This is a genomic window from Neobacillus driksii (assembly GCF_013409995.1).
In the GTDB taxonomy this organism is placed as follows: domain Bacteria; phylum Bacillota; class Bacilli; order Bacillales; family Cytobacillaceae; genus Neobacillus; species Neobacillus driksii.
In genome coordinates this window covers 1-21,130 of record NZ_JACCBX010000007.1, presented here as the reverse complement: position 1 = coordinate 21,130, position 21,130 = coordinate 1, and the positions used below count along the sequence as shown (strand labels likewise).

Annotated in this window: 19 protein-coding genes and 1 pseudogene; 7 read left to right on the top strand and 13 right to left on the bottom strand. The window is 37.4% G+C overall.

Features of this window, described 5'->3' with window-relative positions; all coding sequences use genetic code 11:
• Positions 1-18: 18 nt before the first annotated feature.
• From F4694_RS16210 to F4694_RS16185, 6 genes are all read right to left on the bottom strand, one after another.
• Positions 19-786, bottom strand: a complete 768-nt coding sequence (locus tag F4694_RS16210; protein ID WP_179599803.1) for a LamB/YcsF family protein — start codon at positions 784-786, stop codon at positions 19-21.
• Positions 783-1,517: a 5-oxoprolinase subunit PxpB gene (gene pxpB / locus F4694_RS16205; RefSeq protein ID WP_257029269.1), complete on the bottom strand. Its 735-nt coding sequence runs from the start codon at positions 1,515-1,517 to the stop codon at positions 783-785. Before pxpB ends, F4694_RS16210 begins: the two co-directional genes overlap by 4 nt.
• A 117-nt stretch (positions 1,518-1,634) precedes the next feature.
• Positions 1,635-2,249, bottom strand: a complete 615-nt coding sequence (locus tag F4694_RS16200; RefSeq protein ID WP_218895696.1) for a TVP38/TMEM64 family protein — start codon at positions 2,247-2,249, stop codon at positions 1,635-1,637.
• Between the two features lie 468 nt (positions 2,250-2,717).
• Positions 2,718-4,505: an oligoendopeptidase F gene (gene pepF, locus F4694_RS16195; RefSeq protein ID WP_179599799.1), complete on the bottom strand. Its 1,788-nt coding sequence runs from the start codon at positions 4,503-4,505 to the stop codon at positions 2,718-2,720.
• A 299-nt stretch (positions 4,506-4,804) separates the two neighbouring features.
• Positions 4,805-6,751 carry an LTA synthase family protein gene (locus tag F4694_RS16190; protein ID WP_179599796.1) on the bottom strand — a complete coding sequence of 649 codons (1,947 nt, stop codon included), beginning with the start codon at positions 6,749-6,751 and terminating at the stop codon, positions 4,805-4,807.
• Between the two features lie 225 nt (positions 6,752-6,976).
• Positions 6,977-7,603 (bottom strand): LysE family transporter, encoded by a 627-nt coding sequence (locus tag F4694_RS16185; protein ID WP_179599794.1) that lies wholly within the window; start codon positions 7,601-7,603, stop codon positions 6,977-6,979.
• A gap of 222 nt (positions 7,604-7,825) precedes the next feature.
• Here F4694_RS16185 and asnA point away from each other — a divergent pair.
• A pseudogene (asnA, locus tag F4694_RS16180) lies at positions 7,826-8,839 on the top strand (aspartate--ammonia ligase).
• A gap of 80 nt (positions 8,840-8,919) precedes the next feature.
• Here the strand turns inward: asnA and F4694_RS16175 are convergent.
• The gene (locus F4694_RS16175) at positions 8,920-10,329 is read right to left on the bottom strand and encodes an amino acid permease (RefSeq protein ID WP_179599792.1); all 1,410 of its coding nucleotides are present in this window, start codon (positions 10,327-10,329) and stop codon (positions 8,920-8,922) included.
• A gap of 205 nt (positions 10,330-10,534) precedes the next feature.
• Between F4694_RS16175 and F4694_RS16170 the strand changes: the two genes are divergently transcribed.
• Entirely contained in the window at positions 10,535-11,047 is a 513-nt protein-coding gene (locus F4694_RS16170) for a DUF3231 family protein (protein WP_179599790.1), read from the top strand.
• 67 nt (positions 11,048-11,114) lie between these two features.
• Here F4694_RS16170 and F4694_RS16165 read toward each other — a convergent pair whose 3' ends face one another.
• From F4694_RS16165 to F4694_RS16150, 4 genes are read right to left on the bottom strand one after another with little or no spacing between them, the layout of a single operon-like run.
• The gene (locus F4694_RS16165) at positions 11,115-11,972 is read right to left on the bottom strand and encodes a manganese catalase family protein (RefSeq protein ID WP_179599788.1); all 858 of its coding nucleotides are present in this window, start codon (positions 11,970-11,972) and stop codon (positions 11,115-11,117) included.
• 58 nt (positions 11,973-12,030) lie between these two features.
• On the bottom strand, positions 12,031-12,234 hold the full coding sequence (locus F4694_RS16160; protein ID WP_308806356.1) for a hypothetical protein: 204 nt from the start codon (positions 12,232-12,234) through the stop codon (positions 12,031-12,033).
• Positions 12,227-13,402, bottom strand: coding sequence for a trans-sulfuration enzyme family protein (locus F4694_RS16155; protein WP_179599786.1), 1,176 nt, complete (start codon positions 13,400-13,402; stop codon positions 12,227-12,229). Before F4694_RS16155 ends, F4694_RS16160 begins: the two co-directional genes overlap by 8 nt.
• Before the next feature lie 27 nt (positions 13,403-13,429).
• Positions 13,430-14,641, bottom strand: a complete 1,212-nt coding sequence (locus F4694_RS16150; RefSeq protein WP_179599784.1) for a GNAT family N-acetyltransferase — start codon at positions 14,639-14,641, stop codon at positions 13,430-13,432.
• Positions 14,642-14,922: 281 nt separating this feature from the next.
• On the opposite strand from F4694_RS16150, the gene F4694_RS16145 reads away from it, so the two are divergent.
• The gene (locus F4694_RS16145) at positions 14,923-15,690 is read left to right on the top strand and encodes an alpha/beta hydrolase (RefSeq protein WP_179599782.1); all 768 of its coding nucleotides are present in this window, start codon (positions 14,923-14,925) and stop codon (positions 15,688-15,690) included.
• Positions 15,691-15,736: 46 nt separating this feature from the next.
• Here F4694_RS16145 and F4694_RS16140 read toward each other — a convergent pair whose 3' ends face one another.
• Positions 15,737-16,696 carry a 2-hydroxyacid dehydrogenase gene (locus F4694_RS16140; RefSeq protein WP_179599780.1) on the bottom strand — a complete coding sequence of 320 codons (960 nt, stop codon included), beginning with the start codon at positions 16,694-16,696 and terminating at the stop codon, positions 15,737-15,739.
• 197 nt (positions 16,697-16,893) lie between these two features.
• On the opposite strand from F4694_RS16140, the gene F4694_RS16135 reads away from it, so the two are divergent.
• From F4694_RS16135 to F4694_RS16120, 4 genes are all read left to right on the top strand, one after another.
• Positions 16,894-17,454 carry a tyrosine-type recombinase/integrase gene (locus tag F4694_RS16135; RefSeq protein WP_179599778.1) on the top strand — a complete coding sequence of 187 codons (561 nt, stop codon included), beginning with the start codon at positions 16,894-16,896 and terminating at the stop codon, positions 17,452-17,454.
• Between the two features lie 49 nt (positions 17,455-17,503).
• Entirely contained in the window at positions 17,504-18,004 is a 501-nt protein-coding gene (locus F4694_RS16130; protein ID WP_179599776.1) for a cation:proton antiporter regulatory subunit, read from the top strand.
• 4 nt (positions 18,005-18,008) lie between these two features.
• Entirely contained in the window at positions 18,009-19,271 is a 1,263-nt protein-coding gene (locus F4694_RS16125; protein WP_179599774.1) for a cation:proton antiporter, read from the top strand.
• A 99-nt stretch (positions 19,272-19,370) separates the two neighbouring features.
• Positions 19,371-19,667 (top strand): hypothetical protein, encoded by a 297-nt coding sequence (locus F4694_RS16120; RefSeq protein WP_179599772.1) that lies wholly within the window; start codon positions 19,371-19,373, stop codon positions 19,665-19,667.
• Here F4694_RS16120 and F4694_RS16115 read toward each other — a convergent pair.
• Positions 19,662-20,477 carry an alpha/beta hydrolase gene (locus F4694_RS16115; protein WP_179599770.1) on the bottom strand — a complete coding sequence of 272 codons (816 nt, stop codon included), beginning with the start codon at positions 20,475-20,477 and terminating at the stop codon, positions 19,662-19,664. The two genes, F4694_RS16120 and F4694_RS16115, sit on opposite strands and share 6 nt — an antisense overlap.
• Positions 20,478-21,130 lie beyond the last annotated feature (653 nt).

The window sequence follows — 21,130 nt, the reverse complement described above, 5'->3', positions numbered from 1 at the left end:
CCTTAAAGATTGGGGTCCTCATCTTTCAGACCAGCTCTTTCTTATTGTTATATTTTCATTCGCTAAAGCATGTTTTAATTCTAAAATAAAGTCTAATGCAGCAGGTTCATCACCATGGATACACACTGTATCTGCCGTTATAGCCACTTCAGTTCCATCTGTCGCAGTAACTTTTTTTTCTTTTATCATTCGGATGACTCGCTCTGCAGCGAATTTCAGATCATGAATGATGCTGTTATTTTCATTCCTTGAAGTTAACGTTCCATCTGGCTGATAGGTCCGGTCGGCAAATACTTCCTGAACCGTTACTAAACCCTTTTCTTTTCCTGCATGAATTAATTCACTTCCCGCCAGTCCAAATAGGATTAAGCTAGAATCAAAATCTGCAACTGCCTGTGCAAAAGCGTCTGCAATCAGTCGTGATTTAGCAGCCATATTATACATAGCTCCATGGGGTTTAACATGGACGAGTTTTACTCCTTCAGCCACCGTAAATGCATTCAATGCGCCGATTTGATAAAGTGTGAGATTGTAAATTTCTCTAGGGGCTACGTTCATTCCCCTCCGCCCAAACCCCAATATATCTGGTAATCCTGGATGTGCACCAATATTAACTTGATGTTTCTTGGCCATTTGTATGGTTTCCATCATTACATTATGATCCCCCGCATGGTACCCACAGGCAATATTTGCTGATGAAATATGCTTCAAGATCTCTTTATCATTACCAATTTTAAATACCCCATAACTTTCTCCAAGATCACAATTAAGGTCAATGTAATTCACGTTATTTGCTCTCCCTTCTTGTAAGTCATAACTTCATACTTTTTTAATTCAGACCGTTCTTTAATAGCAAGAAACTCTTCATATCCGACAGGAAAAAAGGTTACATAATTTCCTGCGGACAATAGCGAGGGTTTGACATTCTCGATGTCAAATAGTGTTAATGGGGTGATCCCAATTATTCTCCATCCCGAAGGAACCTCAGCAGGATAAATTCCTGTTTGGTCGCCGCCAATTCCCACCGAACCTGCCGCTATCTTCGCTCTGGGTTTTTCTAAACGAGGAGTTGAAATTATTTTATTTAAACCGCCGAGGTACGGAAAACCCGGTACAAAACCAATCATATGTACTAAATATTCTTTGTTCGAATGTATGCTAATAACTTCTTGTTCACTAATGTTATGGTACGCTGCAACAATTGGTAAATCAGGTCCAGTCTTTCCCCCATAATAAACCGGTATCCTGTAAACGATAGGGTTTAGCGGTATCGAGTTCACGGCTAATTCCATCAAGGAATAAACCATTTTTTCTAATTGGCTGTACCTTATTTTTATTGGGTCATAAAAAATAGTAATAGAAGTATAAGTTGGAACACACTCGATAACCCCATCAATTTTTAGACGTCTAAGATTTTGTGAAAAGTGATTGATTTGGTGATGAGTACTCTCATTAATTTCATTATCAAATGAAATACTGATTGCTGAATCACCTAATGGTACAATTTCGATACTCAATTTCATCACCTATTTTCGAACTATCGGTTAAATTACTATCTACTTTATTGAATGTATTCGAATAAAGCAATAAAAAACTCTGGTCATCAAAAGACCAGAGCGACATTGATTGCAGAGTTAATTTACTTGTTTCCTAGTTTTCTGTTTTTTCCTAATACGATAAAAGACAACCAATCCTACCAGGACTAGTGCAATCCCGAGGAGGATATTTTGTTCCATATTCCCTTCCATTAATCCAGCAGGGATCAATGATAACACAAAGAAAAATATGAGATTTCCAAACATGGTCCCAACCAAGAAATGCTTAAACTTAATGGAACTTAGGCCACTGAGAATATTAATTAAGCTTGTTGGTACGAATGGAATAATTCGGGCTTGGAAAACAAAGAGCAGCCCATTTTGCTCCATTTTTGATAAAAGTTCCTGATTTGTCTTTTTCTGTACCCAATCATTAAAAAAATATCGGCTTCCAAAAAACCAAATTCCAGCAGCTATAATACTTGTTAACCAACTCCAGAGGAGACCATTAAAAAACCCGAACAACGCGTAGTTTATTGTGATGATGATGATGAGAGGAATAATCGTAAATGAATTTTGGATCACCATAATGATGAAAGTAAAGAAGAATTTCGAAAACGTGGTATCTTTTAATGACATGATGATTGAATCCAAGTCCCCGATTCTAAGCAGCCTGAAGGTTTCGGAATTATGAATGACTAAAAAAATGATCAATATTATCCCAATAAAGGAAATGATTTTTCTCCAAATATTAATCACCTATTTTCTTTTTTAGGTAATCTCGTATGAGTAAATATATTCCTATACCTATCATACCATGCAAAAATAATGGGTGATAAAAAAAGATGCCACAAATATCTGCGACATCTTTTTTATGATTCACGGCTGTGACTAGACTGTTGATTAGCGCTCCATTAAGGAATGCTGCTTGGAATAATCACCGCAGGGACAGGCGGTCTTTGCCTGTCCGAGGCGCTACGCTTTCCGCGGGCTCGCCCATGAGCCTCCTCGGTCGTTCCGACCTGCGGGGTCTCACTCAGCTCGTGCATCCCGCAGGACTTTGAATTTACTTCATCGAATAATCACCGCACGAAGGAAATGCGATAGCATTTTCGAGGATCGAGCGCCTTCCGCGCCAATCAACAGGTTCTAAAATCACAGGTTCTATTAACACAGCCATTATTATAGAACTGAAAATTCTTCTACCAGTTCACTAAACTTTTTCATGGCGTTTTCGATTGGCTCTGGTGTGGTTAAATCGACTCCTGTTTTCTTTAACAGCTCAAGAGGATAATCGCTGCTTCCGCTCCTTAAGAAGGTTAGATAGGATTGTAATGTTTCTGAATCACCATCCAGTATTCTTGTGGCAAGATGTATGGCTGAGGCGAAACCTGTTGCGTACTTATAGACGTAAAATGGACGATAGAAATGAGGAATTCTTGACCAGCCAAATTTAACTTCTTCATCAAACACTACTGTATCCCCATTGTATTCCCTGAACAATGCTTCATAGGTTTGATTAAATACCTCAACATTTAATGGTGTACCCTTCTCTGCGAGTTCGTGAGTGATTTTCTCAAATTCCGCAAACATTACCTGTGTAAAGAAAGTACCCTTAAATTGGTCAATGAAATGATTCAATAAATGTTTTCTTATCTCAAGTTTTTTTTCCGTATTTAACAAATAATTAATCAATAAAACTTCATTGACTGTAGAAGCTACTTCAGCAACAAAGATACTGTAACGAGCTGTAATTTGGGGTTGATGCTGCGAGCTCAATTTACTATGGACTCCATGCCCACACTCGTGTGCGAGGGTAAACAAACTGTCTAGATCGTCTTGATGATTTAGTAATATAAATGGGTGAACACCATAAATCCCCAAGTTATAGGCGCCAGACCGTTTGCCAGGAGTCTCTCGGACATCGATATAACGCGCGTCCTTGAATTCTTTTAGAATTGATACATATTCCTCCCCAAGTGGAGCTAATGCCTTTATCATGGTTTTATATGCTTCCTCATACGGTATTACCTGTTTCACACCCTGTACTAAAGGAACAGACATATCATACTGGCGCAGTTCATTTAGCTGCAGTTTTGCCTTCCGAATTTCAGAGTACCTATGAAGAGGTGCGATATTTTCTTTGGTCGCTTTAATAAGGTTCTCATAAACTTCTTTAGGCACCATATCGCCGAATAATCCTTTTTCTAATGCCGAAGGGTATTTTCTGATTCTTGCCATCGTTACGTTATTTTTTATTGCTGCAGACAGTGTACTCGCAATCGAATTTTTCAATTCAACATATGGTTTATAATAGGCTTTATAAGCCTCTCTTCGCTTATCACGGTCTTCATCCTCGATTAATTTCGAGTACATTCCTCTTGTCAGCTGAACCTTTTCACCGTTATGATCGGTAACATCACCGAACTTAATATCTGCATTATTAATCATTCCAAAGGTTGTACTTGGAGCTGACAGAGCTTCCCCTAACTGAGATAATACTTCTTCCTGGTCTTTACTAAGGACATGCGTTTTGTAGCGAAAGGATTCATATAAATCCTCCTCAAAGTACTTAAGACCCTCTTCTTCTGCAATATATCTGCTTAATGTTTCTTTGTCTAACCCTAGTAAGTAAGGCATAAAAAAAGAGGTTGAAGCACTTACCTTCACACTTAATCCTTTTGCACGATCCAATAGTGATTGTGAACTTGCATCTCTTGTATCCTCATCTACTCTTAGCATGCTGTAGGCATATACATGATTAAAAGTATAGGATAATTCTTCTCTTTGTTTTAAGTATTGATATAGACTTTTACCGTCGGTTATTGCTCCATCAAATTGCCTAAGCTTTTCCGCCATGTTTTCAACGAGCTGAAGATCGTTTTCCCATTTGGCTAAATCAGAATAGATGTCCTCAAGGTTCCATTTTTCATTACTAGGTACATCTTGTCGGGAAGTATATGTAGTCATAATCGTCCTCCTATATTGGCTAGCTTTTATTAGTAAATATTCAGATACCTCTAGTTCTAGACCTTTCAAATCAAACAACTTACTAATGGTAAAAGCACCTTGTTAGGTGCTTTCTACTTTATCTTATTCATCCCTAATTTTCCAATTTATGAAACTGTCCCTCATTTTCATTCGACATTCAAAGGAGCGTTTCCTTCTATATTTCTTGTATTAAAAAAATTCATATTTTGGACATAAATTAAAAAAAGGCTAAAAAAGGGCTGTTTAGGAATCACCTAAACAGCCCTGAAGGTTAAAGCTTATTCTTCACTATCTTCAGTTTTATTATAATTGTATTGTGTTCGGTCAATGGGTGTAAAGGTATCAGGAGTATAGAAACGTAATAAATCTCCATTTACGACTTTATCAGAAAGAGCAAGCTTATTTTCCACGATATTCTGAAGGTTCACTGCCTCTTCCATCCTTGTTTCATCAATTTCCAATCCAGTAGTGGAATCATAGAACTTACCACCTACTGATGAAATAGTCGGACTCATAAAGCTGCCATCACGGAAAGGTACAAGATCATCATGCTGTTCGGATAATAGGTCCGTACCGAACTGAACATAATCTTTTGAATCAATTCCTAACAAGTGAAGAAGTGTAGGTAGGATGTCAATTTGTCCACCGTATTCGTGGCTAACTCCACCCTCCATTCCAGGTACACGGATAAAGAAAGGTACACGTTGTAATCCTGCACTATCAAAGTCGGTAATTTCTTTGCCTAGAACTTTTTCCATGGCCTTATTATGATTTTCAGAAATACCATAATGGTCACCATACATAACAATTATTGAGTGATCATAAAGACCAGATGCCTTTAAATAATCGAAGAATTGCTTTAATGCCTCATCCGCATAGCGAGCTGTTTGGAAGTAGGTATCTACCGATTTATCACCCGTAGTATGTGGTGCAATCGTTGCTTCTTCTTCAGCAAGCGGATAAGGATAGTGATTAGATACAGTAATAAACTTTGTATAAAAAGGCTGTGGTAATGATTCCAACATTGGAATAGATTCCTCAAAGAATGGTTTATCCATAAGACCATACTCTGCTAGGTCTTCTGGATTCATACTGTAGTATTTTTCATCAAAAAAGTTTTGATATCCAAAAGACTTATAAATTTCATCACGATTCCAAAAGCTTCCAGAATTCCCGTGGAATACTGCAGAAGAATAGCCTTGCTGACCTAAAATTGCAGGTGCAGCTTGGAACGTATTTAAACCTTTTGTTGTAAAAGCTGAACCTTGTGGTAAACCATATAATGAATTTTCTAGGATAAATTCCGCATCAGACGTTTTACCTTGAGCTGTTTGATGGAAGAAATTATCAAAATAAAGTGTGTTTTGATCCTTTGTTAAGGAATTTAAAAATGGTGTTACTTCCTCCCCATTCAATTTGTAATTAATAAGGAAGTTTTGCATCGATTCAAGGTGTAAATAAATCACGTTCATACCTTTTCCGGCACCAAAGTATGCAGGATTTGGCTCAGCATAGTTAGATTTTGTATAGTTAATGACTTCGGTCATATCGTCACTGTTTGCCATAACTCTCTGTGCTGAAGCTTTTGTACTTTTAACTGCATCATAAATCGTGTAGTTGTACATACCTAAATATTTGACGATATAATTACGGTCAAATCCTCTTGTTAACAGCTGAGGACGATCACTTTCAGCTAGTCCAAGATTTCCACATGAAATCGCCAATGCTAATGAAAATACAGCAGCAACTTTTCTGCGATTCATATCTCTAAGCTCAATCTTCACAATTCTAAAAGCAAGTAAAACGACTAAAAGAATGATGTCTGTAAAGAATAAGAAATCATAAGGTCGTAAAAGTGTAACCACACTTCCGCTTACATCCCCAAAGTTTTGGGTCTGAGTTAAAGTTGGTAATGTAATAAAGTCATTAAAAAATCTGTAATAGACCACATTTGCGAATAAAAGAAAAGATAAAAAGAAATCAATTACAAGTAATGCAATGTATTTCTTTCGTCCTTTGAATAGTGAAGCTAACCCTAGAAATAGTAAAGATGATCCTAGCGGATTAACAAATAGCAACATTTTTTGTAATGTATTCTCGATTCCTAAATCAAATTGAGTTAATTGAGCTAAGTATGTTTTCATCCAAAGAAAGAAAACAGCCAAAAAGAAAAAGCCAATATATTTATTAAAAATACCCTGACCTTTATGAGCTAAGTTATTCATTTTGTTGCACCTACCTTTTAACAAAAATATCATTTGCGTTTCTATAGAATCCATTAATCTATCATTTATAATAGCAGTTAAATATGAACAATATATGAACAAGAATATAAAATAATCAACACAAATGAGTATTATACGCATTTTTTAATAAAAGTCAAGTTAGCCTTCAATTGCAGAAAAGACAAGTGGTCCCACATGTCTTTGATAAGAAAGGTATCATTATTTCTAGAGCGCATTAATCCCTTGATATCCAAAATAAAGACCAAACACTATGAGGGAAGCACCTGAAATGATTGAGATCGCTATTAAACTTTTTACAGTCAGTAGTTTTCGAAATCCAGTAGTGAGTGCTGCTACGAACACATCCCATATAGTCAATCCAAGAAAAATCATACTGCTATAAATTAAAAGAGATTCTGTACCAGTTGTTTGGGCGGTTTTCGCTAAGACTGATCCATATATTCCCAACCAAAATAAAACCGATAATGGACTTGTTATCGACATAATAAACCCTGTAAAGAAACACTTCATTAATGATTCTTTCTCTCTGCCATACGTTAAGGTAATGGTATTTGCATTTTTAATACTATCGACTCCTGAATATATCAATATAAATCCGCCAAAAAGCCAAAGAAATATTTGAATAATTGGAATCCCCAAAAATTGAACCATCCCTAAATAAACAAGCAGCATAAAGAATCCATCTGCCACCATTGAGCCAGCACCAACCACCCACGCATGCCAAAAACCATTTTTTATCCCCTTATCTAATCGTGCAGAATTTACTGGACCTATTGGAGCTGCCAACGTAAAACCCAAAATGATGTAACTCATTAAAATGCTGATACTCAAAAAAAACCACTCCACTCCGCCTTTTTCCAACTTGTACATTTTATGTAAATTTTCCAGACACATGTCCAAAAATTTCTAAATGTTTTAGGAAGTCCTTTTTGACTCATTAGGCATTAGCTGATGGCAAACGGAGAAATAAATCATACTGTAAAAATAGTTCATTACCTAACAAGTAATAAATCAAGAAAATAGACGAATTCTTATTCTGGAGGTATTTCAACTATGGGAAAACCGATTTTTATCCCAAAAGTATACAAATCAATCCTAGATGTTATCGAAACTGAGCAAGCGATTAAAAAGATTAAAGACCATTTTGAAAGAGGATTAGCCGATGCTTTAAACTTAACGCGCATATCGGCCCCACTTATGTTAAGAGCTGGGCAAGGAATCAATGATGATCTTAATGGTGTAGAAAGAATGGTTACATTTGATGCAATAGATATCAGTAACTCACCTATTGAAATTGTACAATCTTTGGCAAAGTGGAAAAGGGTTGCCTTAGCAAGGTATGGATTCACGATTGGTGAAGGAATTTATACAGATATGAATGCTATACGCAGGGATGAAGAGTTAGACAACTTGCATTCTATTTACGTTGACCAGTGGGATTAGGAGAAGGTTATCACAATGAAACAACGGAATGTCAGAACATTAAAGAAAGAAGTCCACAAGATTTATCGGGCCCTGAAGAATTCAGAAAATTATTTATACAAGTTATTTCCTTCACTCGTGCCAATCCTTCCCGAAGAGATTTATTTTATCACTACTCAAGAGCTTGAGAACCGGTTTCCGGAATTAACACCGAAACAGCGCGAAGATAGGATTGCAAAAGAATTTGGAGCTGTTTTTATTATGCAAATTGGCGGGAGTTTAGATTCTGGTGAAAAACATGACGGGCGTTCGCCTGATTATGATGATTGGTTCCTAAATGGTGATATTCTTTTATGGTATCCTATATTAGAAAGAGCCGTAGAAATATCCTCAATGGGGATACGATTCGATGAAAAATCGTTGCTAAAACTATTAAAACTAGCAAATGCTGAACATCGAATGGCACTGGATTTTCATCAATCTGTCCTTAATAAGGAACTTCCGTTGACGATAGGCGGGGGAATTGGTCAGTCCCGATTGTGCATGTTTTTACTTAAGAAAGCACATATTGGTGAGGTCCAAGTTTCTGTATGGAATGACCATATTATTAAAGAATGTAGAAAAGGGAATATCACTCTTTTGTAGTCTCCTCGTTATTGAATGGAAGAAAGCCGATCACCAGAATCGGCATTTTTCATTTCCCTTCCAGCAATCCAAGGGTTATTCTACTCCAATATCCCTTTTAAACCGGTTACCTTCCCCTTTTTCTTTTCGGATTTCTTCCATTTTTTATTCATGATCATCGTGACAATTCCAATAATCGCCACAAGGATTACACTTACAAAAAAGCCAAATCGAATGGTCTCTTCAAATATAGTCCCAGTGATGGCTGATAATAATAGGAGTAAACCAATAGAGGATAATACTTTATCACCTCGTCTTATTTCCAGTATTTTAAGGGCAGAAATAATAATAATAAATGCCCAATTATACATCTGCAAAATTCCAGCTGCTGTGGTTATATATCCATAAATTTCCCCCGGGAGCAGCAGTGCAGTAATAATGGATCCCAATAAACCTAGGGTCGCAAGCGCTAAAGATGGCAAGGGAAGGTTCTTTAGTTTTTTAAGTTCTTTCCCAAAAATCTTCGGGGCATCTCCGTCTTTAGCTAATGTTACAAGTAAATTTGTAACTGCAAATAGTGAAGCCGTCATCGTGGAAAACCCGGCAATAATAATCTCCCCATTAAATACATGTGGAAAAAATGCAAGGTTATATGACGACATCGCTGTAACAAATGGGCTTTCCTTTTGATTAATCGATTGATACGAAACCATGCTAATCGCCAGGATTATCGAAATAACATAAATAATCGTTAGAACAATCAGCATTACCTTTCCTGATTTAGGTGCGTCTTCTTTTTTCTTTAGCTGCATAGATAAGAGTCCGATGGTCTCAATTCCACCATATGCATAAAACGCATATATAAGAGAAGACCAAAACGCTTGGTACCCTTCAGGAAAAATGGTATCAATCGTTGTTGGTATTCCAGGTTGACCCGCCGTTTTACCATGGATGAATCCAATCAACGCGGCACAGGCAAGAATAATAAACATGAGGATTTCTGCAGTTTTGGTAATTGCCAGGATATTTTCCACCTTGTTAAATCCTTGACTGCCTAATAAAACGACAATTATAGCTAAAACAACATAGCCAGAAGCAAATATCCATAAGGGAACATTAGGGAACCAAAAACGGGAAAGAATCGATAAAGCAGTTAATTGGCTTCCCATAATCAGAATTTTAGAACTCCAATAATTCCAGCCGCAGCTAAATCCTGCCCATCGGCCATACGCTTTTCCAGCGCAATAACAAAATGAGCCTTCTTGCGGGTCCTCTGAGGTCATCTTTGCTAGAAAATGAAACACAATATAGGTCCCTAATGCGGCTAATATAAACGAAAAGACCATCGACGGCCCTGTGATCTTAATTCCTATTCCTGATCCAAGGAAATACCCTGTTCCGATTGTACAGCCAATTCCAATCAGTGATAACTGCCACCATAATAACTGTCCCTTACTATCCCCTTTTGATGATTGATCGCCAAAACCTGAAGTACAAGTGAAATAATCCATGTTCACCATCCTACTACTGTTAGTATCGCGAAATATAAGATAATCATGTGCAATTTAATTGAAAGAAATAAAGTATAGGCGCATTAAATCCGAAGAAATGAAAAAAATTAATGAGAGGGTCTCGAATTGGAAACCCTATGGATGTGCTTGTAAGAAAGGTGGCACTGCAATGAATAAATTTTCATACACACTAAGGAGGGCAACGATGGGAATTTTAAGTGGCAACCCTAAAGAAGAACCTTTACACTATGGCGAGGTATTTGATTTATGGTCTTCTCTTTTGGCAGGGAATGCAAAAATTGCTGGATATCAAACCGCTTTAAACCATGCTGGTGATGATGATTTAAAGAAATTATTAGTAGAAGCAATTGAAAATAGCCAACAGGAAAAAAAGCAAGTAGAAGAACTATTAAAAGAAAACGGCATTGGCTTACCGCCTGCATCACCGGAACCCCCTGAAGCTTGTTTAGAGGATATTCCTGTAGGTGCTCGTATCCTTGACCCTGCTATAGCTGCTGGTCTTTCTGCAGATATTGCTGCTGGTCTCGTTTTATGCAGTCAAGTTATCGGTAAATCTATCAGGGAAGACGTAGCTATGATGTATGCACAATTCCATGCTCAAAAGGTCGTGCTCGGGGGAAAAGTACTCCGTTTAAACAAGGAAAAAGGATGGCTAATTCCTCCTCCATTACATCTTAATAAGCATGGCGATTGTTAAGGGCTCTTCAAGATAAAACACGAAAAGAAAAAAGGATGAACACAAATTGTGTCTCATCCTTTTTACATTATCGATTTAAATCACTAATACCAGGACTATGCTCATTCGGCATTTCAGGCATTACTGGAACAGGATAACCTTGTGGTGGTGGTACCACTTGTAATGTTCCAGAATCCCTGCTTGGTGATTCACCTTGGAATATTGTTCCGATCAGTGTTTCATCTAATCTAAAATTAAATTGAGCATTATGGAAGCCCATTTCTACATATTTACGGCATTCCGGATACTTATTTATGTCATAGTTTGGTACTGGGAAAATTTTACCCCAATCCACACCCAACGTTTCTAGCGCTTTAGCAAATGCATTTTGGTGTGCATTATCACGGACAATTAAGAAGGCTAACGTTTCTCTAAAGGCTTTATTTGTGCTCATTTCATAAATCCGTGTCTTTTGCAGGACACCTGTCGATTCTAATACCACATTATCCAATAAATCGCTGATTAAATTACCGTGGCTATAAACATAGTTACCATTCCAAGGATTTCCTGCAGCGTCTACTGGAAGTGAACTTTGCGCCCCCATAATATAGTGATGAGGGTTGGCGTGTTCTTTAACGGCTTCTTCTAGAGGAGCACCCATCGTTCCACCTGCTCCAACTGCCTCTTCTCCCGATCCATTCAGGAGCTGATTGATAGTCGTTTGAACAAGTTCAACATGGCTGATTTCCTCTAGGAAAACCCCTCTTATTAAATCACGGTATTGCTTTTGGTTACCTCTAAAATTTGAGCTTTGAAAGAAAAACTGCATCATGGTACGCATTTCACCAAATCTGCCGCCCAATGTTTCCTGAAGAACTTTTGCTGCAGCCGGATCAGGTTTGTCTGGAACAATCATATTGATTAGGTCTTCTCTATAGAAATACAAAATATTACCTCCTAGGATTGAAATAGTACCAAGTTAGCTTTACCAGAATGACATCCTACTATTCGAACTCGTCTTCTTTAGGATCCTCTTGATAATGTTCATTTAAATAGGGATTTTCAGTGGTAGCAAAACTGACTGATAGTAAACTCATTTCTGGATCTAATCCATACAATCCTTTAAAAGACTTGTTAACATTCTCACCACTTTGAAATTGCGGTTCTCTATCATGGTCCTTCATATAATCACCTTTTTCTTTATTCACTTAATGCTTGCTCTAAGTCATCTATTAATGAATTAGCATTTTCTAGCCCTACTGCAAGGCGGATCGTACCTGGGCTAATATGTTCTTTTACTAATTTCCCTTCATTATTCCCAAGGTTAGGCGAGATTATTAGACTTTCAAAAGACCCCCACGAGACACCTATTTTAAATATCCTCATCTTGTTTATTACTGTTTTTACGTGATTAAAATCAGCCTGTTTTAGCTCGATACTCATTAATCCGCTGTACCCTGATAATTGGTTTGTCCCCAAATGATAATCTGGGTGTGTTTCAAGACCGGGAAAGTTCACCTTTTGAACAGCAGGATGATTATGTGAAAATTTAGACACTTTTAAAGCATTTTCTTGGTGTCCTTGCATTCGAAATGGTAATGTTCTAAGTCCGCGGAGCAACAGAGATGCTTCATTGTGAGGCATAGCTGCACCCATAAGCAAATATTCCTTCCTAAAAATGGTTTTCATGATTTCTTTACTTGTAACGACTGCACCACCTAAGACATCACTATGCCCCCCAAGATACTTTGAGGCAGAATGAACGACGACATCTATCCCCTTTGTAAGGGGTTTTTGGAAAAGCGGGGTTGCCCATGTGTTATCAATGATGGTGCGAATTCCGTTTTTCCTTGCAAGGTCTGCAATTTCATCTAGATTAACCAATCTGAATGTCATATCCGTTGGACTTTCTAAAAAAATCACCCTAGTGTTCGATTGTAAGGCGGCCTTAATATCATCGGTTTTTGTCGAATAAATAACGGAATGGCTGATATTAAATTTCCCAAGATATTTCAAAAGTTCCATGGTTGAATAATAAAGATTTCTGACACATAGAACATGATCGCCGCTTTTTACACTATTGATTACCGCAGCACTTATGGCAGCCATTCCAGTAGAAAAAAGTTTACATACATCGCCTCTTTCTAATGCGGCAAGCTTCTTTTCTACAATTTCAACTGTAGGATTTGTTCCCCTCCCATAAACATAATAGGAATGTTCACTTTGGAGAGCGTCCGTAATCATTTCAAATGTCTGGTAGGTGATTAACGTATTTTGGAAAATGGGCGGAACAACTGCACCCTCAAAACGGTCCCTGTCATCCTCATAATGCATGCATATCTTTTTATCTTTCTCGAAAGAATCAAGGTTTTCCATTGTTTTTCTCCTCACAGCTCAATAAGATTAATAGTAATCTGAAAAATAAGGGGTCTGCCTTTCGATGATATTCTCCAAAATGTCTACAGCAGCTTCGTCACCCTTCAACCGAGAGATAGCAGCCAAGTATGATGGTCTTTTATAACTAAGCAGCATCGTTGTTAGTGTCTGAATATCTAGTGAAACAGCAGGGTTATCCTCGCTTTGTATGAATTTTCCTTGGCCATTACCTGAAACAAGAAGTGTGAATATCCCTTGGTTCCATTCCAGCATGGGATCTTCCAGCAAAAGTGTTACTTTCCTTTCGGTTCCTGTAGCTCTAAAAGGATACTGTTCAATAAATTGTTTCGCATCAACAATACGGGCCATAAAATAAGGGGAAATAGTTTCTTTGATATCTCCGTCTTCCAACCAAAAGGCTAATGGCTCATTCATAAAAATATTGCCAACCACCTTTGAAACCATAGAAAAATGAGCCCCAATGAAATTCCAAAGGCCAATTCGTGCCTCTTCATCCATATAGACTATTTCTTTAATATGGAGAACATCCTCAGAGATCCAGTACAGCAAGTACCCATGTGGCTTGTGTGTGTGATCATAATAAACAGCTGCCGTTAGCTCATCTACATCCCATCTCCAATATTCATCCCAGGCTAACTCATTGCGTATCATCGCTGCATGCATTTTACTAGAAAAAAGTTTATAAACAGTTCTGACATCAGAATGCTCGATATTTAATCTTTCTACATAACCAGGAACTTTCCTTATCTTTGGTAATTGGACGTCTCTCACTTCAAAGGTCATTTTATCCGATATGATTTCCCATCCTCTTCGGCGATAATATGGAATAGAATAAGGAAATAAATAAGAAATTGATTGTTTTCTTGCCTGCATATCCGAAAGTCCCTGTCGCAATAATTTATACATTAGTCCCATGTTAGCGTATTCCGGATAGGTTCCGACTCCGGTCAAACCGCCCATTTCAAATGTTCGTCCAAAAATATTTACTTGAAAAGGGTAGACCGCCAGCTGTGAGACAAGTTTCTCTCCATCAAACCAGCCAATCACATCCGCCTGATCCAAAACTGGTTTTTTTGCTAAGGCAATCTCTCGTTCCTCCCAGCCCACCATTTGTAAATCTTTCTTGGTGACTTGAAACACATACCTCAATAACTCATTAAACTGTTGGAAGTGCTTTGTTTCCACTTTCCCCATTTTGAGCCTGTCTAGTCGACTCATACCTATACCTCCAAAAATTCACTTAATATATTTAAATTTTAGTGTTTACTTAACAGTGGATTAGGATTCCAAAAAAGAGGCAGCACATCTTTTTTTAACAATCGAATAAATCTTCTGGAAGTTTCAGTTAATACCAACTTGACACATCGGAATTATAGGTATATTGTAAAGATACTTACTATTAATTCGCCGATTTGACAGCAAAAGGCACCTCTTGTTTTAAAAGGAGGTGTTTTTTTAATACTTACTTCTATTACATATAAAAGGAAGGAGCTTTACAAATGATTGAACAATATCCCGTGTTACGTGGAGCTGAATCTTTTTTCTTTAAAGGAAATGAAATTGGGATTTTAATTTCTCATGGTTTTGTTGGAACACCACAGAGTGTCAGTTATTTAGGTGAATACCTTGCATCTGAAGGTTTCACAGTCTATGGAGTTAGATTAAAAGGACATGGGACACATTATGAGGATATGGAAAGGTGCAGTTACCAAGATTGGATAAAAAGTATAGAAGATGGGTTCCAATTTCTACAACAACATTGCTCTGACATCTTTGTCATTGGCCAATCAATGGGTGGGACTTTAACATTAAATCTAGCTCAAAAGTATAAAAATATTAAGGGAATCATGTTAATTAATGCAGCAATCAACTCCATTCCTCCGATGGAAATGTATAAAAATAAAGAAACTCCCCGTTATGTTCATGAAGGAGAACCAGATATCAAAGCAAAAAATGTTCATGAAATTACGTATTCAAAAGTACCATTACGATCTATGCATCAACTATTTTCTCTAATGGATGAAACAAGGGATAAGCTATCTCGTGTTGTTTGTCCTATTCTGGCATTTCGTTCAGAAGAAGACCACGTGGTTCCACCTGAAAACACTACTTATTTTTTGTCGGCTATTCAATCAGAAATAAAAGAAGTTGTTCCGTTATATAATTCTTATCACGTGGCCAGCATGGACAATGATAAAGAGTTAATCGCTGAACACTGCAGTTTATTTATTAATAAGCTTGTAAGTAATGTTTTTAAAACGATATGAAATATAACAACCTCGCCAGTAAACTAGGCGAGGTTTAACTTTGCTATTATTTTATTAAGTTTGGCGGTGTTTCTCCTTGTAACCCTTTTATTAAATTAGCTGCTGCTGTCATGGCCATCTTGAAACGAGTTTCGTAGGTGGCCGAACCAATATGAGGCAGCGTAACTACATTCTTCATGGAAAGAAGCGGATTATTTTTTTCAACTGGCTCTTGAACAAATACATCTAATCCTGCACCATATATTTGTCCTTTTTGAAGTGCTTCAATTAATGCTTCTTCATCGACAGTTTTCCCTCTTGAAGCATTAATAAAGATGGCTGACTCTTTCATAAGTTCGAATTCTCTTTTACCTATCAAATTTACGGTATCTGGAGTCAAAGGTGTCATTAAGCAGACAAAATCTGATTTCTTTAACAAATCTTCCATTGAACAGTATACAGCCCCGTATTTGTCTTCCGCCTCTTCGTTCCGCGAACGATTATGATAGATAATCTCCATATCAAATCCAAAATGTGCTCTTTTAGCCACAGCGGATCCAATGCCGCCCATTCCAATAATCCCAAACACTTTATGATGGACATCGACGCCAAACCACTTTTCTGCAAGACCAGATTCCCACTGTCCCGTTTTAACCCATTGATCTAATTCTGGAATTCTTCTAGCAGAAGAAAGAATCAATCCCATAATCGTATCAGCTACCGTGTCGTTAAGAACATCGGGGGTATTGGTGGCAATAATCCCCCTCTCGGCCAAAGCGGTCAAATCAAGATTATCGTAACCTACAGATATATTACAGACTATATTCAATTGTGGTGCTTGATCTAATAACTCTTTGTCTACTTTTAGTCCCGAACCTAAAAGACCTTGTGCCCCCTCGAGCTCGTTAAGAAAGACAGGATAGGTTTCTGAATCCAAGTTCTCAAAATAAATAACCTCACAGGTTTCTGCAATTAGTTCCAATACTTTTTTATCTACTTTTTTATAAACAATTACTTTTGGCTTCATGATTAAAATCCCCATTTCGTTTGTATATCATCATTAATTATAAAGTAATAAAACCTTGTGAAAAACAAATAATGAAATATATTCACCATTTTAACACTGATTTAAAAGGAATAATTGTATAGTTATACAGAAAATTTGAATGTTACATAATACCATGTTATAATAATATTATGTAACATGGATGAAGGAGATCATTTATGGAGTATGTTGAAGCTCTAAGGGACATCAAACAGATTAATTCAATTAAAAAGGTTTTAAAAAAACATTCTGAACGTGATTATCTTCTTTTTGTTTTTGGAATTAACACAGGATTGAAAATTACCGAAATGCTTGATATCAAGGTTGGCGACGTAATGGAGAAGGAAGATAATGTAAAAAATTTTTATACCTATCCACATCATGAAACGATGAAGGAAATATATCTGAATTCTAAAGTAAAGCAAGCTATCCTCCACTACATCCAAAATGAACAATTAACGTTCGACAATTATTTGTTCAAGTCTGCTAAAACTGACAAACCCATCACTCGCCAGCAAGCCTATCGGATCATCCATCAAGCCGCAGAAGCCATTGGAATCGAGGGTAAAATCGGGACGAATTCCATGCGTAAAACCTTCGGCTATCATGCCTATAAACGTGGAATCGCCATTTCTATTCTGCAAAAGCATTTCAACCATTCAACCCCATCCGAAACGCTTAAGTATCTTGGAATTTCAAAAGAGGAAAAGATTAAAACAGAAATTGATGTCAATCTATAGAGAGACAAACCTTATCCATGTGCAAATTATTTGAGGAGGAAATAAAAAAATGAATATTCGCGAAATCGAACTCCCAGGTATTGGGAAGAAATTTGAGGCCATCACAAATAACAAGGATAAGTTGGTTATTATCATTCATGATGATGGAAGAAGAGACATTTATCATTTCGATCAGGAGGATTATGAGGAAGCAATTGCAAGCACTACCTTTAATGATCAGGAAGCAAGACAATTTGCAGCAATAATTGGTGGAATGACCTACGCACCCAAAGCATTAGAAACGATAGAAATGGCATTTGATGATTTAGTGATTGAATGGTTTAATGTCGAACCTAATGCAGCAGCTGTTAATCAAACCATTGGACAGTTAAATATCCGTCAATCGTATGAGGTAAACATTATTGCGATTATTAAACGTCAAAATCATAAAAAAATTCATACTCCAGGTCCGGAAACTCTTCTAGAAGAAGGCGATACAGTGATCGTGTCTGGGGAGCGCAACCAAGTAAAAAGGATCGTTAAAGAAGTACTCTCAAGAAGGGATGGGTGATACGATGACGAATCATTTAGTTTTTGAAGTCGGTACCGCATTAGTCTTAGTTGCTCTTACAGCAGTATTAGCAGGAAAGTTGAAGTTTTCAATCATCCCGTTTCTTATCCTCTTAGGGATGGCAGTTGGTCCGCATGCCCCTCAAATCGGTATTATTGATCTTACCTTCATTGAAAGCTCAGAAATCATTGAGTTTTTCGGCCGGATTGGCGTATTATTTTTACTATTTTATTTAGGTCTTGAATTCTCAGTTGGAAAATTGGTCCGTTCGGGACGTTCGATTGTAATAGGCGGTTCCATTTATGTAGCACTAAATTTCACTTTAGGTTTAGCTTACGGCTTCGCTACTGGCTTTCCTATTATGGAAACCTTAATCATTGCAGGTCTCCTAAGTGTTTCTTCTAGTGCCATTGTCGCAAAAGTTCTCGTCGATTTAAAAAGAACGGCCAATTCTGAAACAGAATTAATCTTAGGAATTATCCTATTTGATGATATTTTCCTAGCTCTATTTCTCTCCATCATGTCTGGTCTATTGCTAGGCGGATCGACGACTCTTGGTGGAACAATCCTTTCCGTCCTCATTTCACTTGGATATATGCTTCTCTTTTTTGTTATTGCTCGAAAAGGGGCACCTATTCTCAATAAACTATTAAACATTAAATCTAATGAAATATTTATCCTGGTTATTTTTGCTTCACTGTTTTTTATCGCAGGATTTTCAGAAAAACTACATGTTGCCGAGGCTATTGGTGCATTATTATTAGGTTTAGTTTTCTCTGAAACGGAACACCGCGAGCGCATAGAACATTTAGTCATTCCTTTTAGAGATTTCTTTGGAGCGATGTTTTTCTTTAGCTTTGGATTAAGCATTGACCCCTTCAGTTTAGGTGGAGCTGTTTGGCTTGCAGTCGGTGCAGTCATATTAACAATTATTAGTAACTTTGTAGCTGGAATGATTTCCGGGAGAAAAGCTGGATTGTCTTATAAAGCTTCCTCCAATATCGGATTAACAATCGTTTCTAGAGGTGAATTTTCGATCATTGTTGCTAACTTAGGACTTGCCGGAGGATTACTTCCTATTCTCAAATCTTTTACGGCTGTTTATGTATTGATATTAGCTATTATTGGGCCGCTTTTAACAAAAGAATCAAAAAATATCTTTCTATTTTTTAATAATATTTTCAAATGGGAAAAAGGTAAATCAACAAAAAAGAAAATCGCGATTCCTGCACATCAACATGAAAAAAAGAAAAGTCCTGGTCTTTAAACATGTGAAAAAGCTAACGAAATGGACTAAATCTTCATTTTGTTAGCTTTTTCAAGTATATTTTATTTCAACCAAAACAAGAGTTAAGGAGGATTTCCATTGACTATTGAGTTGGCTATCATTCTGTTAACCTATCTTTTATTATTGGTCATGTCCTATCAGATCATTTTTCTTATCAATACAAAAGAAGTTAAGCGTGGCTGCATAATCATTAACACTTCATATAAACATGCATATATCATACTATTGTTTGGAATTCTTATTGTTTACACATTAATAAAACTTCCTCATATTCATTTGGCGTCTCAAACAATTAGTTATCTGATTCTTGTAAGTAAGTTAATTTCTGTCATTACATTGGCTGTAAGTATTTTTCTATTAAGCAAAAAATTATAGTCCTTTTATCCAGCGTCCTGCCATATCAATCCAATTCGTTACTTCAGGCTGTAGGTGAAGTTCATTATCCACTCGTTTCGTTTCATCGGTTCCCAAGGACAATCCATGGACCCCTTTAGGGTAAATATGCATTTCCAAAGGTACTTTATTGTTTAAAAGCGCTTCTGCAAACATAAAGCTATTTTCAACAGGAACGGCTATATCCTCAAACGTATGCCATAAGAAAGTTGGCGGAGTATTAGTCGTAACCTGTTTCTCTAATGATACCAAGTCTAAACTTTCATCATCTAGGCACTTATCTCCTAATAATGCTTCAAAACTGCCACGATGTGCATTTTGTCCTGATGTAATGACTGGATAACATAGGACTAAACCGTTTGGAGTAATGTGTTCTTTCGAGTATTCAAGGTCTTCGGATAAAAATTCCTTGTCCCAGAATACACCAAGACTTGCTGCCAAATGACCTCCAGCTGAAAAGCCGAGAACAATTATTTTATTGGTATCTACATTCCACTCGTTTGCATGGTCTCGCACTTTACCGACTGTTTTCGCCAATTGACATAGTGCGGTTGGGAATACTGCAGGTTTAACACTGTATTTTAAGACACATGTATGAAAACCCATACCGTTTAAGCGAATCGCCACTGGTTCGGCCTCTCGTTCAGATGTATGTTGATACCCTCCTCCTGGACATATGACAATCATTGGTCTCTTTCGATTCGGATCAATTTCTGGAGAATTATCTAGTATGTATGTGTACAAAGTTGCGGTATCCTGTTCATATTTTATCTCTATTTTTTCATGAAGCATATTATCTCACCTTTTTCTTAGAATGATATAATTCATTTTATCTGAATTCATTGTAAATTTGTATAATTAATAAAAAATCCACCATTAAATGGTGGATTCAGATTGTCGAGGAAGGGGGTCTTTCTCGGCAATTTTTTTGTAGGAACAACCGTTTTCCTTTATATATTGTAAATTCTTTTTTAGGGCTGATGCACACACGCCGCCAGGAGGATTCATCCTTAATAGGGTGTCTTGAGGACAAATCGTACGCCCTGCCGGAAGGATTTGTCCTTAATAAGGGGGCTTGAGGACAAATCGTACGCCCTGCCGGAAGGATTTGTCCTTAATAAGGGGGCTTGAGGACAAATCGCACGCCCTGCCGGAAGGATTTGTCCTTAATAAGGGGGCTTGAGGACAAATCGTACGCCCTGCCGGAAGGATTTGTCCTTAATAAGGGGGCTTGAGGACAAATCGCACGCCCTGCCGGAAGGATTTGTCCTTAATAAGGGGGCTTGTGGACAAATCGTACGCCCTGCCGGAAGGATTTGTCCTTAATAAGGGGGCTTGAGGACAAATCGCACGCCCTGCCGGAAGGATTTGTCCTTAATAAGGGGGCTTGAGGACAAATCGTACGCCCTGCCGGAAGGGTTTGTCCTTAATAAGGGGGCTTGAGG

What these genes read in the sequence shown, in the direction of transcription:
- F4694_RS16145 (WP_179599782.1), top strand. Translation starts at nt 14,923, where the DNA reads ATGATTGAACAATATCCCGTGTTACGTGGAGCTGAATCTTTTTTCTTT.
- F4694_RS16135 (WP_179599778.1), top strand. Translation starts at nt 16,894, where the DNA reads ATGGAGTATGTTGAAGCTCTAAGGGACATCAAACAGATTAATTCAATT.
- F4694_RS16170 (WP_179599790.1), top strand. Translation starts at nt 10,535, where the DNA reads ATGGGAATTTTAAGTGGCAACCCTAAAGAAGAACCTTTACACTATGGC.
- F4694_RS16175 (WP_179599792.1), bottom strand. Translation starts at nt 10,329, where the DNA reads ATGGATTATTTCACTTGTACTTCAGGTTTTGGCGATCAATCATCAAAA.
- F4694_RS16190 (WP_179599796.1), bottom strand. Translation starts at nt 6,751, where the DNA reads ATGAATAACTTAGCTCATAAAGGTCAGGGTATTTTTAATAAATATATT.
- F4694_RS16115 (WP_179599770.1), bottom strand. Translation starts at nt 20,477, where the DNA reads ATGCTTCATGAAAAAATAGAGATAAAATATGAACAGGATACCGCAACT.
- F4694_RS16125 (WP_179599774.1), top strand. Translation starts at nt 18,009, where the DNA reads ATGACGAATCATTTAGTTTTTGAAGTCGGTACCGCATTAGTCTTAGTT.
- F4694_RS16155 (WP_179599786.1), bottom strand. Translation starts at nt 13,402, where the DNA reads ATGGAAAACCTTGATTCTTTCGAGAAAGATAAAAAGATATGCATGCAT.
- F4694_RS16150 (WP_179599784.1), bottom strand. Translation starts at nt 14,641, where the DNA reads ATGAGTCGACTAGACAGGCTCAAAATGGGGAAAGTGGAAACAAAGCAC.
- F4694_RS16130 (WP_179599776.1), top strand. Translation starts at nt 17,504, where the DNA reads ATGAATATTCGCGAAATCGAACTCCCAGGTATTGGGAAGAAATTTGAG.
- pepF (WP_179599799.1), bottom strand. Translation starts at nt 4,505, where the DNA reads ATGACTACATATACTTCCCGACAAGATGTACCTAGTAATGAAAAATGG.
- F4694_RS16140 (WP_179599780.1), bottom strand. Translation starts at nt 16,696, where the DNA reads ATGAAGCCAAAAGTAATTGTTTATAAAAAAGTAGATAAAAAAGTATTG.